This is a genomic window from Rahnella contaminans (assembly GCF_011065485.1).
GTDB classification, from domain to species: Bacteria; Pseudomonadota; Gammaproteobacteria; order Enterobacterales; family Enterobacteriaceae; genus Rahnella; species Rahnella contaminans.
On the sequence record NZ_JAADJS010000001.1, the window covers coordinates 527,765 to 542,517 of the forward strand.

Annotated in this window: 13 protein-coding genes; all 13 read right to left on the reverse strand. The window is 56.5% G+C overall.

Features of this window, described 5'->3' with window-relative positions:
• Positions 1 to 28 precede the first annotated feature (28 nt).
• A complete protein-coding gene (locus GW579_RS02425; protein WP_165057306.1) occupies positions 29 to 1,129 on the reverse strand; it encodes an iron-containing alcohol dehydrogenase family protein in 1,101 nt (366 codons plus the stop codon).
• Positions 1,130 to 1,203: 74 nt separating this feature from the next.
• Positions 1,204 to 2,052, reverse strand: coding sequence for a MurR/RpiR family transcriptional regulator (locus tag GW579_RS02430; protein WP_165057308.1), 849 nt, complete (start codon positions 2,050 to 2,052; stop codon positions 1,204 to 1,206).
• Positions 2,053 to 2,055: 3 nt separating this feature from the next.
• Positions 2,056 to 3,375 carry an MFS transporter gene (locus GW579_RS02435; RefSeq protein ID WP_165058686.1) on the reverse strand — a complete coding sequence of 440 codons (1,320 nt, stop codon included), beginning with the start codon at positions 3,373 to 3,375 and terminating at the stop codon, positions 2,056 to 2,058.
• A gap of 211 nt (positions 3,376 to 3,586) precedes the next feature.
• Positions 3,587 to 3,925: a hypothetical protein gene (locus GW579_RS02440; protein ID WP_104922154.1), complete on the reverse strand. Its 339-nt coding sequence runs from the start codon at positions 3,923 to 3,925 to the stop codon at positions 3,587 to 3,589.
• 116 nt (positions 3,926 to 4,041) lie between these two features.
• Complete coding sequence (gene fhuF / locus GW579_RS02445) at positions 4,042 to 4,806, reverse strand: siderophore-iron reductase FhuF (RefSeq protein WP_165057310.1); 765 nt, start codon at positions 4,804 to 4,806, stop codon at positions 4,042 to 4,044.
• Between the two features lie 130 nt (positions 4,807 to 4,936).
• A complete protein-coding gene (locus GW579_RS02450) occupies positions 4,937 to 5,851 on the reverse strand; it encodes a dihydrodipicolinate synthase family protein (protein WP_165057312.1) in 915 nt (304 codons plus the stop codon).
• Between the two features lie 566 nt (positions 5,852 to 6,417).
• Positions 6,418 to 8,025: a gamma-glutamyltransferase family protein gene (locus GW579_RS02455; protein ID WP_165058688.1), complete on the reverse strand. Its 1,608-nt coding sequence runs from the start codon at positions 8,023 to 8,025 to the stop codon at positions 6,418 to 6,420.
• Between the two features lie 23 nt (positions 8,026 to 8,048).
• Positions 8,049 to 8,924, reverse strand: a complete 876-nt coding sequence (locus GW579_RS02460) for an ABC transporter permease (protein WP_165057314.1) — start codon at positions 8,922 to 8,924, stop codon at positions 8,049 to 8,051.
• A gap of 1 nt (position 8,925) precedes the next feature.
• Positions 8,926 to 9,870 (reverse strand): ABC transporter permease, encoded by a 945-nt coding sequence (locus GW579_RS02465; protein ID WP_165057316.1) that lies wholly within the window; start codon positions 9,868 to 9,870, stop codon positions 8,926 to 8,928.
• A 16-nt stretch (positions 9,871 to 9,886) separates the two neighbouring features.
• Positions 9,887 to 11,404 (reverse strand): ABC transporter substrate-binding protein, encoded by a 1,518-nt coding sequence (locus GW579_RS02470; protein WP_152326068.1) that lies wholly within the window; start codon positions 11,402 to 11,404, stop codon positions 9,887 to 9,889.
• Positions 11,401 to 12,528: an ABC transporter ATP-binding protein gene (locus tag GW579_RS02475; RefSeq protein WP_165057318.1), complete on the reverse strand. Its 1,128-nt coding sequence runs from the start codon at positions 12,526 to 12,528 to the stop codon at positions 11,401 to 11,403. The genes GW579_RS02470 and GW579_RS02475 overlap by 4 nt, the downstream gene beginning before the upstream one ends.
• Entirely contained in the window at positions 12,525 to 13,547 is a 1,023-nt protein-coding gene (locus GW579_RS02480; protein ID WP_165057320.1) for an ABC transporter ATP-binding protein, read from the reverse strand. The genes GW579_RS02475 and GW579_RS02480 overlap by 4 nt, the downstream gene beginning before the upstream one ends.
• Positions 13,540 to 14,271 (reverse strand): FadR/GntR family transcriptional regulator, encoded by a 732-nt coding sequence (locus GW579_RS02485; protein WP_152326071.1) that lies wholly within the window; start codon positions 14,269 to 14,271, stop codon positions 13,540 to 13,542. The genes GW579_RS02480 and GW579_RS02485 overlap by 8 nt, the downstream gene beginning before the upstream one ends.
• Positions 14,272 to 14,753 lie beyond the last annotated feature (482 nt).

Consider the following 14,753-nt stretch of genomic DNA (forward strand, 5'->3'; position numbering starts at 1 on the left):
GGCTGTCGGCGGACTGAGAAAGTTTCGGTTATTTAAAACCAAGACCCGTTTGGGCGGCGAGCCCTTCAACTCTCTCAATCGCCCCCCTCACATCTGCGAAACAGACATCCCCCGGCATGTTTGCCATATCCGGCGTACTCAGACTCCGGTCGATAATCACTGCCAGATCCTGCTCCGTCAGGCCCTGCGCGATATGTGACAGCTGCGTTGGGATCGCGCTGGCACGCGCCAGGGCTAAGGCGGTTTGCAGCTCTTCATCGCTGCGGCCTTCGAGTGCCAGCAGGCACAGATTCCCGTAGCCTACCAGCAGACCGTGGGCGACGTGGCGGGTTTTAGCGCAGGCGGTGAAACCTTCGTATAACGCGTGGGATGCGCCGGTGTGTGCGCCGTTGCTCATAATGGACGTCAGTCCGGCGTAGAGGAAAATCGCATCGAGAACCTGTTCGAGCGCGTTGTTGGCTTTGCCGTCCTGCACCGCGAAACAGGCGTCGGCGGCGAAGTGTTCGATGAGCGTATAGCAAAGTTCACTGTTGGTTCTCGCAACACCGGCAAGGCCGGTGAGCCGGGTCAGGTCACTGATGGCACGGTATTCGTACCATTTTGCCAGCGTGTCGCCGATACCGGCTGAAAGCCACGGCAGCGGAGAAGCTGCGAGCAAATCAGCGTCGATCACCGCTGCCGCCGGGCCGCAGGGAAGCGGAACCATGTCGCGGAACTCGCCGTCCTCATGATAACGAAACGCCAGCGAGGTGACTGCGGAGCAGGTGCCCGCGATGCTCGGCAACGTGACGACCGGAATATTGCAGGCGACGCCCGCCGCTTTGGCAGTATCCAGCGCCTTTCCGCCGCCGGTGGCGATAATCACTTCAACGCCCTGTGTGCGGAAAATGTCCGCCAGCCGGTTGATTTCCTGCTGGCAACATTCGCCGTTGAAGATTTCACTGCCGAGATAACTGACCATCTGTTGTTCGAGCTGATCGGCGACTTTGGCTTCCACGCTGGCAATTGCCCGTTTACCGCCGACCAATAACGTCCGCTGGCCGAGACGTCCGCACATTGCGCCTAAATGTTTAATCGCTCCGCGTCCGCGAAGCACGCTGGCAGGAAAAACCAAACGGTGGGTGAACATGGCTGCCCTCAGATAAACGCATAAAACGGGGTGTTTTATGAAGTATAGAAGGCGCGTGGTGAAGTGCCGGAATATCAGCGGCGGCGCTGGCGCACGGCGTCATGGGTTTTGCGTAAGGCGTCCCTCGCGCCGGGTAAACGCTGCGCGACGCCGATATACAGGCAATCGATAATCAGCAACTGGCTGGTGCGGCTCGCCATCGCGGCGGCGCGGAAACCCAGTTCGCGGCTGCTGGTGAGCAGCACAATGTCGGCTTTGCGCGCCAGCGGTGACCGGCCATTGGCGGTGATGGCGAGCGTTGCCGCACCGGCGTTTTTCGCATGCAGCAGGGCGTCCAGCACGCCCGCCGTTTCGCCGGAATGGGAAATCGCCAGCGCGACATCCGCCGCCGTTAACTGACAGGCGCTGACCAGGCTTTCATCGGTGCTGCCGAACGTCTGGGCGATAAGGCCGATGCGGCGCAGTTTCTGGCAAAAATCCTGTGCTACAAGCGAAGACGCGCCTGCGCCGTAGACGTCAATCCGTCGCGCCTTAGCCAGCGCCGCAACGGTTTCTTCCAGCGATTCGCCTTTCAGCAACTGCGCCGTCGCCGTCGCGCCTTCCACCTCAAACGCCAGCAGCTTATGCAGGATTTGCTTCGGCGAATCGGTTTCATTAATGTCTGCCGCCAGTGGCGATTCAGCGTGCGGTAGCGCAAGGGGCAATTCTGCCGCCAGCGCCAGCCGCAGCGCGGGGTACCCCTCAAACCCTAATCGTTTGCTGGTTCGCACCACCGTGGCGGTACTGGTTTGCGCAAGCTGCGCCAGTGCCGTTACGCTCAATTTTGCGACATCCGGCGGGCTCAGCATAATGAGGGTGATGATCCGTTTTTCAGCCGGTGAAAAGCTGCCCTGCAAAGCCTGTAATCGCGATTGCAGATTCATCGGTTATTTTTCCAGTTCGCGAAGATGGTCGTCTTTGCGCAGCGTCATCAGCGCAAACAGGCTGACCACGCAGGTTGCCACCACGTAATACGCCGGAATATCCAGATTCCCGGTTTCTTTAATCAGGCCGGTGATGATAAGCCCCGCGCAGCCGGAGAACACGGCGTTCGACAATGAATACGACAGCCCGAGGCCGGTATAGCGCACGCGGGTTGGGAACATTTCCGCCAGCATCGCCGGGCCGGGGCCTGCAATCATGCCGATGGTTGCACCGGCAATCAGCACGGCGACGCCTTTTGCCAGCAGGCTGCTTTCCGGGTTTTGCAGCAGATGCAGCAGCGGGAAGCTGAGAATAATCACCGTCAGCACGGCAATCATCATCACTATTTTGCGGCCGATTTTGTCACTCAGCCAGCCCGATGGCAGGATCGCAATCGCGAAACCGACGTTCGCCAGCACGGTCGCGACCAGCGCCTGCAAAAACGTGGCGTGAAGCGAGGTTTGCAGATACGACGGCATCACCACCAGGAAGGTGTAACCGCCCGCCGACCAGCCCATCATGCGGCCAATCCCCAGCGCGATAGCTTTGGCGGTTGCCAGCGTTGAGGCTTTTTCTTCCGCCGTGCGCGGTGCGTTTTTTTCCGGTTTCTGGCTGGCAATAAAGGTCGGTGTTTCGTCAAGTTTAAGGCGCAGATAAAGCGCCACCAGCCCCATCGGCAGGGCCAGCAGGAACGGAATGCGCCAGCCCCAGGCTTTCATTTCAGCATCCGGCAGCCACTGAACCAGAATGGCCACCAGCGCCACGCCGGTCAGCAGGCCGAGTGAAACGGTGAAAGACTGCCACGCGCCGTAAATTCCGCGTTTGCCTTTCGGGGCGAATTCTGTCATCAGCGAAACTGCGCCGCCAAATTCACCGCCTGCAAACAGGCCCTGGAACATGCGCATCAGCGTCAGTAACAGCGGCGCGGCGACGCCAATTTGTGCGTAAGTCGGCAGGATACCGATGATGGCTGTGGCGAGGGTCATCAGTAATACCACGGCAATCAGCGTGGGCTTACGGCCAATGCGGTCGCCGATGCGGCCAAAGATAATGGCGCCAATCGGGCGGCAGAAAAAGGCCAGTGCAAACGACGCGTACGTCAGAAGCAAACCGGTCATGCCGGTCTGGCCTTCGAGCGTGAAAAAGTTACCGGCGATCAGTGTCGCCAGATAACCGTAAACGCCAAATTCGTACCATTCGATAAAGTTGCCCACTGAACCGGCGACTAACGCGCGGCGTGACTGGCTGGCAGAGGCAGGGGAAAGCTGTCCGGTGCGGGTCATCATTAACCTCATAAAAGGAGAGAAACGGCGGGAATAGAATGTAAATAATTTTCTAAATTCAGGTGATTATTATGTCAATAATTTTCATGTTTTGAACAAAATAAAAGCGGAATCTGTGGGGTAAGGCAGATTTTTTGGCAGAAACGGCAGAGTTCAGGGCATAAAAAAAGGCTGCGCCCGTGAAGATGCAGCCTGTTTAAAGAAGAGGGCGTTACAGCGTGTGGATATCGATACCGTCGCCGATATTACTTTTCTGGTAATAAGCCCGCGGGACTTCTACCTGATACTGTTTGTCGGCGTAGGCGACTTCCAGAATAAAACGTTCGTTCTCATAAGATTCTACCGGAATAAATCCGAAGAACCCTTCCGTTACGCTGATGGTGCGGGTAGACGGAATCGCATAACGATGAACAATCCTTGCTCTGAGCGGCTGCTGATTGCCGGTTAACGTGTTCCATACGCGGTTAACGGGTTGCGCCAGAGTATCAATCACCTCTGAGGCCAGCGAGTTAAGAGCGGATGGCCAGCTCTTAGGTTTTTTCATTGTCATGATGAATGCCTCGTTGGTCTATATAACCCAATTCATATAATTATCCGCTGCTAAGATCCAATCATTTTTTACGCTAAGTTTATTCAGCTTTTGTAAGTGGCTGGCAGATTTGCAAATTACTCCGCGAGAGTTTTACGTCTTTTGCCGGATTTGCGTTCTGCTAGCAATAACGGGCAGGAAGGGCACATGGCGTGATCGGCCAGATCGTAGCGCAGACAGCATTGTTTGCGATACTCCGGGCTGTCAGGATCGGAAGGGTCTTCGGCGCGCATCGGCTGAAACAACGGGTTTTTGCCGCCGTAGCGCAGCTCGCGTGATTCCATCAACGTCATACCGTCAGAAATATCAGCATCAACCAGTTCCGCCTGTTTCACGCCCCAGCCAACGCGTATCGCCGCATTGCTCCAGTAAATACCCGGTTTCAGCCCGGAGAATTCTGCCAGTGCTTCGCAAATCGGGCGCAGCTGCTGCTCGATCATCACGTCAAACCGCGCCATGGGCTCCTGTGAAATCAGCGCTTCGCCTTCGCCATCCAGATAAATCTGCGCCGGTAAGCCTTCTTCCTGCATACACAGATAGACATTTTCAGCGGCGATAGGTAGCTGCCAGCCGTGGCGCAGGGAAACGATTACCCAGCTTGGCAGCAGGGTAGCGAAATACCATTGTGACCACATTGAGATACGTGCGCGGCGGGTATCGCACTTTGCGGCATCGGCCGCATTGGCGTCCAGATAGCGTTTGAGCACGCTGGCGCAGCCTTCCGCCGTCGTGAGGTGCGACATCGGCACGGCATTCGTCACCAGCGGCGACATAGGTTTGAAAGTATCGGCAACCCAGCTGACCGGCGTTTCGCGGAAACTGTCGAGGAGTGTTTGCATCATTGCGTTATAAACGTCATTCGGCTCTGTAAATCATGGGAATAGAGTATCGAATATTAAAGCGGAATAGTAATGATTTCGATTTAGATTGAGGGTTTTCGCCTCCCGTTACGGAGGGGGAGGCGCAGAGGGCTTAACCGGCGACACTGACGCCGGCTTGTTTCAAAATATCACGCACAATTTTTTGTTTATCACTACTCAGCGGCAACGCCGGTTTCAGCGAATAAACAGGTACGTCGATACCGACCTGCGAGATGGCGTATTTGATGACGTTGTAAATGGGCGTATCCAGCGTGTAGAGCGGCGGCAGGAAAGATAACCGCTGTTGCAGTTCTACCGCAGTGGCGAAATCTTTCTCTCTGAAAGCGCGGTAAATTCCGCAAGTGAGGTGCGGCGCAAAGTTGGCGCTGGCGGGAATAGCACCGTCCCCGCCGAGGATTAGCGTACCGAACAGATATTCGTCATAACCAGAAAATACCGCGAAATCAGGGCGTTCAGGTTTCACTGCCTGTATCGTTTCGCGAATATGATTGAGACTGTCGACGGTGTCTTTCAGTCCGACGATGTTCGGGCAATCCAGCGCCAGGCGTTTGATCAGACTGACGGGCAGCGGCTGACCTGTCAGCGCCGGATAGTTATACATAATCACCGGCAGACCCGCGTTTTCAGCAAGGGTGCGGTAATGCAGATACAGCGCTTCTTCGGTCAGCGGATTGTAATAGGGATTCACCACCACCACGCCGTCCGCGCCGACGCTTCTGGCGTGCCGGGCAAACGCCAGCGTTTCCGCCGTGCCGGGATGCGCAGCTCCGATCAGCACCGGCACGCGTCCGGCAACGTGTCTGGTGCAAAATTCGGCGACTTCATGCCGCAGTTCGCGGGACATATGCGCAAATTCTCCCGCGCTGCCGAGGAAAAACAGGCCGTTTACGCCGCCTTCAATCGCAAAATCAATCAGGCGCGCCATGCCCTGATGGTCAAGCTGTTCGTTTTCATTCAGGATTGTTGCGACCGGTGGGATCACGCCATGAAACAGTGGACGGGTCATATATTCGTTCTCCATATGAAAGTGCAAAGTACTCAACACTCCATTTATAGAACGGCGTTTCAAATTTTTATAGCGATGGGATCGAATTACATCGTTTTAGCGAAGATTTGGAAGGGGAGTCACAAAGAGGGAGTTAACTCCCCTGCGAAGTGGGAGGAGCAAAAAAGCCCGTTCGGCTCCCCTTTCTGCTAAGGAAAGTGGGGTATCAATGCCATCTCCGAAATGACCCTCTTTTTCGCACTTTCGCTAACTCATTGATTTCAATGGATCGCCAACCCCGTCAAAAAAAGAGGGTATTTCTTCCCAAAGAGGAATAATCTTAGGCAGTTCAAAGTCTAAACCCCAAAACCTAACTGTTCACTGCCGCACAGGCAGCTTAGAAATAGAAATAGACCAGGACTTTCTGTCCCTGGAAGTTCACTGCCGCACAGGCAGCTTAGAAAACACGGTGACACAGAACGACCGCTTTGGCCTGGTTCACTGCCGTACAGGCAGTCGCTTGCTTTCATGTTGTGTCCGGTCTGAACATCCCCCTTTGCAGGGGGATGAACAAGGTAAAGCCAAAACTACATCACCAGCGCCTGACCGTCTTTGCGGGATTCCGTCCCGGCCAGATACCCGCCTGCCGGATTCACCACAATCACTTGTGCGCCGCCGAACGAATGGCCGCCAAGCGGATCTTCGACAATCAGCTCATGCCCCATCGCCCGCAGCGCGGCCAGCGTATTGTGGTCATACGTGGCTTCCATCGCGACCTGACGGCCACCGTTAATCCGCCAGCGCGGCGCATCGATGGCGGCCTGCGGATTTTGCTTGTACAGCATAATACGCAGCGCCAGTTGCAGATGTCCCTGCGCCTGCATCGGGCCGCCCATCAGGCCGAAGGACATCAGCGGTTTGCCTTCGCCGTCCTGCGCAAACGCCGGAATAATGGTGTGCAGCGTGCGTTTATTCGGTGCGACGCAGTTGGCGTGCTGCTGATCGAGCGTAAAGCCGCAGCCACGATTTTGCATACTGATGCCGGTTCCCGGTACGACAACGCCGGAACCGAAACCCATGTAGTTGGATTGAATAAACGATACCATCATGCCGCTGGAATCGGCGGTGGTGAGGTAAACCGTGCCCCCCGGACGCGGTGCGCCGTAGGTCACGTCGCTGGCTTTCGTGCGGTCAATCAGGCGCGCACGTTCTTCCAGATACGCATCGTTCAGGAACAGTTGCGGGTCGAACTGCATGTGGTCGTTGTCGGTGACGTGCTGATCCAAATCGGCCAGCGCCAGTTTCATTGCTTCGATGCACAGATGCGTGGTTTCGACGGAATCCACCGGTTTATCGCCGATGTTAAGCTTACCGAGAATGCCCAACGCAATCAGCGTGGCGATACCCTGACCGTTTGGCGGCAGTTCGTGAACCGAACCGCCTGCGAACGATTGTTGCAGGGTTTCCACCCAGTCGGCTTTGTGATTCGCCAGGTCATCGTGAGTTATCGCACCGCCAAATTCCCGGCTGTGGGCGATCATTTTATCGGCCAGCTCGCCGCGGTAGAACGCTTCGCCTTCGGTTTTGGCGATCAGCTCCAGCGTATCGGCCAGCTGAGGATTACGGAAGATTTCGCCGATTTTTGGCGCACGACCTTCCGGCGCGAAACATTCCATAAAACCCGGCTGATTGTGCAGTTTTTTCACCGCAATTTCCCACAGGCGGCCAATCAGCGGCGATACCGGAAAACCGTTACGGGCGTAATCGACCGCGGGTTGTGCCAGCGTGGTCAGTGGCAGGGTGCCAAAACGTTTTGCCAGCGCCACCCAGCCGGAAACCGCGCCCGGCACGGTGACGGCGTCCCAGCCATAGGTCGGCACGGTTTCATAGCCTTTAGAGGCGAAATACTCCGGCGTCCACGCCGCCGGTGAGCGGCCCGATGCGTTCAGGCCGTGAGCTTTTTTACCGTCCCAGATAATCGCAAAAGCGTCGCTGCCCACGCCGTTACCGCTGGGTTCCAGCACGGTCAGCGCGATGGCGGTGGCGATGGCCGCATCGGCCGCGTTTCCGCCGAGCATCAGCATTTTCATCCCGGCCTGTGCTGCCAGCGGCTGGGAGGCGCAGACCGCATTGGCCCCCATCATCGTCGGGCGCAGGGTAGGATAAGCGGCGTTAAAATCGTAATTCTCAGACATCATTATTCCTTTTAGAAAACGCGTTATTCAGAGCGGGGATCGAGCGCATCACGCAGCCCGTCACCCAGCAAATTAAAACCTTGTACCGTCATAAAAATCGCCAGACCGGGGAAAATCGACATCCACGGCGACTGTTCGAGGAAGCTGCGCGCGGTATTAAGCATCGCGCCCCACGAGGCGTCCGGCGGTTGCTGCCCCAGCCCGAGAAACGACAGGCTGGCTTCGGTAATGATGGCCGACGCCACCGCCAGCGTGGCCTGCACCAGAATTGGCGACAGCACGTTGGGCAGCACATATTTCAGCAAAATCCAGCGGTCTGGCAGGCCAATCGCCCGCGCGCCTTCGATGTATTCTTCATTGCGGATGCTCATGACCTGCGCGCGTGTCAGACGGGCAAAAATCGGCATCGCAGATAGCCCGATGGCAATCATCGCATTCCCCAGGCTTGGCCCGAGAAATGCGCCGAGCGCAATCGCCAGCACCAGAAACGGACAGGAGAGCAGCGCTTCAACGACGCGTGAAATAATCCCGTCCAGCCAGCCCTGCCAGTAACCGGCAATCAACCCCAGCGGAACGCCAATCACAATCGCGATAATCACCGACACGCAACCGGCCATCAGCGACGTGCGAGCGCCCCAGAACAGACGTGACAAAATATCGCGCCCCAGTTCGTCGGTGCCCAGCCAGTGCAGGGCGGAAGGCGCTTTTCGCACCTCCATGAAATTGGCTTTTATCGGATCAAACGGTGATATCCACGGTGCCAGAAGTGCCAGCAAAGCGAACGTCAGCACAAGGATCGCGCCGATGACCGCGCTTTTATTGCGCAAAAACTTACGCAGAACGCGGTTTGGCTCGCGGATGCTGAGTGACGTTGTCACGGAAATAACGGAAACACTCATTTCAGGCTCTCCGCATACGTGGATTAACCAGAACATACAGCACGTCGGCCAGCAGATTCATCAGCAGAAAACCGACCGCCACGACCATCACCACACCCTGAACCACCGCGTAATCACGGTTAAAAACGGAATCAACAATCATCTTGCCGAAGCCGGGAATGGTGAAAACCTGCTCGCTGAGCACCGCACCGCCCAGCAGTTCGCCGAACAGCAATGTCGTCAGCGTAATGATCGGCACCAGCGCATTACGCAGTGCGTGTTTCATGATGACTTTTTTCGGCAACAACCCTTTGGCGCGTGCCGTCCGGATGTAATCCGCTTTCAGAACCGTAATCATCGCCGCGCGGGTATGGCGCATCAGCGTGGCGGAAAGCCCTGTGCCGAGCACCGCCGCAGGCAGCAGCATGGTTTTCAGGTTTTGCAGCGGGTCTTCCGAGAACGGCACATAACCGGACGCCGGAAGCCAGTGCAGCTTGACCGAGAAGAACATAATCAGCAGCACCCCCAGCCAGAAATGGGGGATCGAAATCCCCGACAGCGCCAGAAAGTTGGCGCCGTTATCAATCCAGGTGCCTTTATTGACCGCCGCCAGCACGCCCATCGTGATGCCAATGATCAGCGCGACAATCATCGCCAGCATCGACAGTTCCAGCGTCACCGGCAGTTTGCTGGCAATCAGCTGCAACACCGGTTCCTGCGTGCGCAGCGACGTGCCAAAATCACCGCGAAGCGCGTTGCCAACCCAGTGGAAATACTGGCTGGGGATCGGATCGTTGAGATGGTATTGCTCGCGCAGCTGGGCAATGACCGCCGGATCACGTTCCTCGCCCGCCATCGCTGTGATCGGGTCGCCCGGCAGTAATTTCTGCATCGAAAAAACCATTAGCGTGACCAGAAACAGCGTCGGTACGGCTGATATCAGCCTTTTAACCACCAGTTCTAACATCGCAAATCCTCGGCAATTATTTGTTCAGTGCCAGACCCTGCAACCGGATCAGACCGTCGGCGTAAGGTACAAAACCGGTGACTTTCTTACTGATACCGAAAATGCGCGGTTCGAAGTACAGATACACCAGCGGATCGTCGATGTTTTCCTGCTCAACCACCTGTTTGTATAGCGCTTTACGCTGCGCCACATCGCTGGTCAGCCGCGCTTCCTGCAACCATTGATCGACTTTCGGGTTGCTGTATTTGCCATCGTTGAGGCCGCCTTTGGTGCTCAGGAACGAGAAAATATTGCCGTCAGGATCCGGACGGCCAGACCAGCCGGACATACTCATCTGGAAAGCGCCACTTTGCTGGCGGTCAAGCAACGTGGCGTATTCGGTCATTTGCAGATTCAGGTTGATGCCCGCCTCGCTGACCATCGCCTGAAGTACCTGTGCGACCTGCTGGGACGTCGGGTTATTCGCCACCAGGAAATCAATAGTCAGCGGCGTCTTCACTCCGGCTTCGGCCAGTAATTTTTTTGCCTTTTCAATGTCGCGTTTGGGAACCGGAATATCGGCGTGATACGGGCTGGCAGGCGAAAATGCCTGATTCGCCGGGGTATATTGCCCCTGGAATACCACCTGATTGATGGCGTCGCGGTCAATCGCCAGCGACAGCGCCTGACGCACGCGGGCATCTTTCGCCAGCGGCGTATTGGTATTGGCAGTGCCATTGCCGACGTTAATCGTCAGCCCCATATAACCGAGGCCGGTGGTGCTGGCGAGTTGCAGATTGCTGTCGCCTTTGACCGTCGCCGTATCGCTGGCTGCAATCCCTTCAGTGATATCCAGATCGCCCGCGCGCAGGTTGGCGAGACGCACGGACGCATCCGGGATGGGCAGGAACACCACTTTGTCGAAGTGATAGGCGCCTTTGTTCCAGTAATTATCAAAGCGTTTTAATACGATGCGATCCTGTTGCACGCGGCTGACGAATTCATAGGGGCCGGAGCACACCGGATGCGCGGCCACGTTGCCTTTTGCCGTCGCTTCAGGTGCGAGGATCGTGCCTGCGCGGTCGGTCAGTTGCATCAGCAGGGCGGCATCGGCGGTTTTCAGGTGGAAAACTACGGTGTACGGCGCCGTCACTTCCACGGAATCCACCGAAGATAGCTCGCTTTTGCGCAGGGAACCCGGCAGCGTCAGATAGCGCTCAATATTGAATTTAACCGCTGCCGCATCGAATTTTTCGCCATCATGGAACGTCACGCCTTCGCGCAGATTCATCGTCAGCGTTTTACCGTCATCACTGAACGTCCAGTCCTTTGCCAGGCCCGGCACGATTTGCAGATGCTGATCGACATCCACCAGCCGTTCGCACATCGCACTGAACACAAAACGCCCGTAATAGGTGCGTGCTGTGGCGGGATCGAGCATGTCCGGATCGCTGCCAAGACCGATGCGCAGGGTGCTTTCCGCATGCGCAAGGCTGGCGGTGGTCAGCAACAGTAACGCCGGAATGCAGGCGCTTAAGCGGGGTGCAAATTTCATGGTCGGGTTCCCAGAGTTGAAGTTAATGTTGAAGTTGGATCGGAGGATGAAAGCCGTGACTGGCTCGCCTGTTCAAACAGCGCACGCCGTAAGATAAAAGCGGCAGACGGCGGAGGAACCAGCGCGGAAGTCCGGTCGCGCTGTAATTCGCTCCAGCGGTGGCAGGCCACCATGCGGTTAACACTGACGGTTTCCAGCGGCGGTTCGACCTGCCGGCATTCGTCGGTGGCGTACGCGCAGCGGGTATGAAACCGGCAACCGGAAGGCATACTGGACGGATTGGGCATATCCCCCTGAAGCAGCGGCACCGGGCGTTTTACGCCGGGCGTCAGCAGTGGTGCAGAAGCAATCAGCGCCTGGGTATAAGGATGCAGCGGCTGATCAAAAATATCGTCCGTGCTGGCCAGTTCGACGATTTGCCCGAGATACATTACCGCCACGCGGTCGCTCATGTGGCGGATCACCGCCAGACCGTGGGCGACGACAATCATCGTCAGGCCAAACTGCTGTTTCAGGTTTTCAAGAAGATTCACGACCTGCGCCTGCACCGAAACATCCAGCGCAGAAACCGGCTCATCGCCGAGCAGAAGTTTCGGAGAAGAGGCCAGTGCGCGGGCAATACCAATACGCTGACGCTGGCCACCGGAAAACTCATGGGGATAACGGTTGCTGAAAGCGGCGGGCAGGCCGACAGTGGTCAGCAACTCGCGCACCCGCGCCTGACGGTCGGCTTTACCGCTGACAATGTTGTGCAGCCACAACGGTTCGCCGACGATCTCTTCCACCGTCATGCGCGGATTAAGTGACGCAAACGGATCCTGAAAAATAATCTGTAAATCACGGCGCAGGTTTTTCATCTGTTCGGTAGAAAACTGCCGCAGATTCCTGCCTTCATAAAAAACGTCGCCTTCGCTGGCGCTGAGTAACTGCAACAACAACCGGCCGAGTGTGGATTTCCCGGAACCGGATTCCCCGACGATCGCCAGCGTTTCACCGTGCCAGACGCGCAGCGAAACACGATCGACCGCCTGAACAATTTTAGGTTTACTGAACACTGACGCCGGGCCTTTGAAGATTTTGCTCAGCCCGGCGGCTTCCAGAATGGGGCGAGGTACTGGACTCATGCGCAGGCTCCTTCCGCTGATAATGCGAAAAAGTTTTCCAGCGGTGCGTAGAAACAGGCCACGCGGTGAGGAGACTTATGCAGCGCGCGCAAAGGCGGCCTTTCCTGATGACAACGGGTATCCGCAAACGGGCAGCGTGTCGAAAAACGGCAGCCTTTTGGCATATCGCGTGGCAGCGGAACCGCGCCGGGAATGGTAGAAAGTGCGCCCTGACGCGATGCCAGCGAGGGCATCGACCCCATCAGCCCGATGGTGTAAGGGTGCTGCGGATTGTTAAAAATAGCTTCAACCGCGCCCTGTTCCACGATTTGTCCGGCGTACATCACCGCCACACTGTCAGCCACTTCGGCGACCACCCCCAGATCATGAGTGATCAGCAGCAGGGCGCTGCCGGTTTCTTCCTGGATCCGGTTAAGCAAAGAGAGGATTTGCGCCTGGATCGTGACGTCCAGCGCGGTGGTCGGTTCATCGGCAATCAGCAGCTGCGGGCGGTTGATCAGCGCCATCGCAATCATCACGCGCTGACGCATCCCGCCGGAAAGCTGGTGCGGATAGGCATCCATCCGCAGTTCCGGTGCCGGAATTTGTACTTTTTTAAGCATCTCCAGCGCCTGCGCACGCGCCTGTTTTTTATCGGTGTTCTGGTGACGCATCACAGCTTCCGCCAGCTGATCGCCCAGCCGCAGCGCCGGATTCAGTGACGTCATTGGCTCCTGAAAAATCATCGCCAGTTCCTCACCGCGCAAATCCGCGTACTGACGCTCAGAAAGCCCGCGCAGGGACGTCCCGTTCAGGTGAATTTCGCCGTCTAACACGTTCGCGCTGGCGGGCAATAATCCCATGAGCGCCAGCGACGTCACGCTTTTTCCGCAACCGGATTCCCCCACCAGCGCCAGCGTTTTACCGGCCTCCAGTTGCAGGGAAATACCGTCCAGGACTGTGGCCGGAGAGCCGGAAAACTGCACCTGTAAATTGTCGATCTGTAACAGCGGCGTGACGGAGCCGTCCGGGTCAGTCATCAGTGAAATCCTCATCGTCATTCAGGGTGGAAAGGAATGCCTGTTGCAGGGCAAGAAGATGCTCGCGCATCACACGCGCAGCTTCTTTGGGCTGGCGCGCGGCGATGTGTTCAACAATGCGGTGATGGTGATCGTCGTAGCGGCTCAGACGTTCCTGATTTCGCGCTGCATCACGTACCGCCTGCCAGCTCGGATCACGGCGAATGGCATCGACAGCGTCGAAAAGCCCGAGCAGCAGACGGTTACCGGCAGCATCGGCAATCGCACGGTGAAACGCGCTGTCCCAGAGTTCAATCTGATCCGCGTCATCGCGGGAAATGCTGTTCACGCGATCCAGCAAACGGCGCATCAGCTGAATTTGCTCCGGCGTGGCGCGCAGGGCGGCATATTTTGCCAGCCCCGGCTCAATCTGGAGACGGGCTTCCATCACTTCCTGCAAATTCGATTGTTTCGGTAGCGCCTGTAAACTCAGCGGCTGCGCCGGACCGTTCGGGCCGGTAAACGTGCCTTTCCCCTGTTTGCGCCACACGCGGCCTTCCTCTTCCAGCACATCCAGCGCACGGCGAATTTCACGGCGTCCGGCATCAAACATCTGCATCAGATCGCGCTCTGCCGGCAGTGGCTGAGTCTGATCCGGATGCTGCTGTATCAGTTGACGCAGCTGTTCCAGCGCTGAATTCGACGTTCCGTTAGAAGGGGGCAGCGCCCCGGCGTTTGTTGGCATTGTTCAGTTTCCCGCTGGGTATTAACTCGTTAATCAGTCCTTTGCATTTTCTGAACCAATTCTGTAATGGTTCGTGAAAAAGTTTTGCAGAAAGGAGAATTTGTTTTTAATTTCAAACGAATAAAAAATACGCTCTTTAAGCGGAAGATCGGTTTCCGTATTCATAACGTATTGATATTACGCTGATATGCACAAGTGTAGTGCGTTAAATTAATGTTAACGGATCGTAATGGTGCGTGATTCTGCGGTATGAGAAGTAGATCAAATAAGCGTAATAAGTGGGCTAATGGTTCGCTATATCGTTGCTTCACGAAAGAAGGAAAGGGTCGGGACGGGTATTAAGGAATAATTCGCACGTCGCGGCAGGCACGGGCAGTCAGATCGTCTGCAAGTTTGTGAACTATGGTGAGGGTGTCGCAAGTGGAGATGAGTGGATTCAGGTCAGCGAAGGGAGGGAATTGCCGGGGCATTATGGTTTTGCT

Excerpts from the sequence above, each read along its gene's own strand:
- GW579_RS02470 (WP_152326068.1), bottom strand. The coding sequence starts at position 11,404 with ATGAAATTTGCACCCCGCTTAAGCGCCTGCATTCCGGCGTTACTGTTG.
- GW579_RS02440 (WP_104922154.1), bottom strand. The coding sequence starts at position 3,925 with ATGACAATGAAAAAACCTAAGAGCTGGCCATCCGCTCTTAACTCGCTG.
- GW579_RS02435 (WP_165058686.1), bottom strand. The coding sequence starts at position 3,375 with ATGACCCGCACCGGACAGCTTTCCCCTGCCTCTGCCAGCCAGTCACGC.
- GW579_RS02450 (WP_165057312.1), bottom strand. The coding sequence starts at position 5,851 with ATGACCCGTCCACTGTTTCATGGCGTGATCCCACCGGTCGCAACAATC.
- GW579_RS02465 (WP_165057316.1), bottom strand. The coding sequence starts at position 9,870 with ATGTTAGAACTGGTGGTTAAAAGGCTGATATCAGCCGTACCGACGCTG.
- GW579_RS02455 (WP_165058688.1), bottom strand. The coding sequence starts at position 8,025 with ATGTCTGAGAATTACGATTTTAACGCCGCTTATCCTACCCTGCGCCCG.
- GW579_RS02430 (WP_165057308.1), bottom strand. The coding sequence starts at position 2,052 with ATGAATCTGCAATCGCGATTACAGGCTTTGCAGGGCAGCTTTTCACCG.
- GW579_RS02460 (WP_165057314.1), bottom strand. The coding sequence starts at position 8,924 with ATGAGTGTTTCCGTTATTTCCGTGACAACGTCACTCAGCATCCGCGAG.
- GW579_RS02425 (WP_165057306.1), bottom strand. The coding sequence starts at position 1,129 with ATGTTCACCCACCGTTTGGTTTTTCCTGCCAGCGTGCTTCGCGGACGC.
- GW579_RS02475 (WP_165057318.1), bottom strand. The coding sequence starts at position 12,528 with ATGAGTCCAGTACCTCGCCCCATTCTGGAAGCCGCCGGGCTGAGCAAA.
- fhuF (WP_165057310.1), bottom strand. The coding sequence starts at position 4,806 with ATGATGCAAACACTCCTCGACAGTTTCCGCGAAACGCCGGTCAGCTGG.
- GW579_RS02480 (WP_165057320.1), bottom strand. The coding sequence starts at position 13,547 with ATGACTGACCCGGACGGCTCCGTCACGCCGCTGTTACAGATCGACAAT.
- GW579_RS02485 (WP_152326071.1), bottom strand. The coding sequence starts at position 14,271 with ATGCCAACAAACGCCGGGGCGCTGCCCCCTTCTAACGGAACGTCGAAT.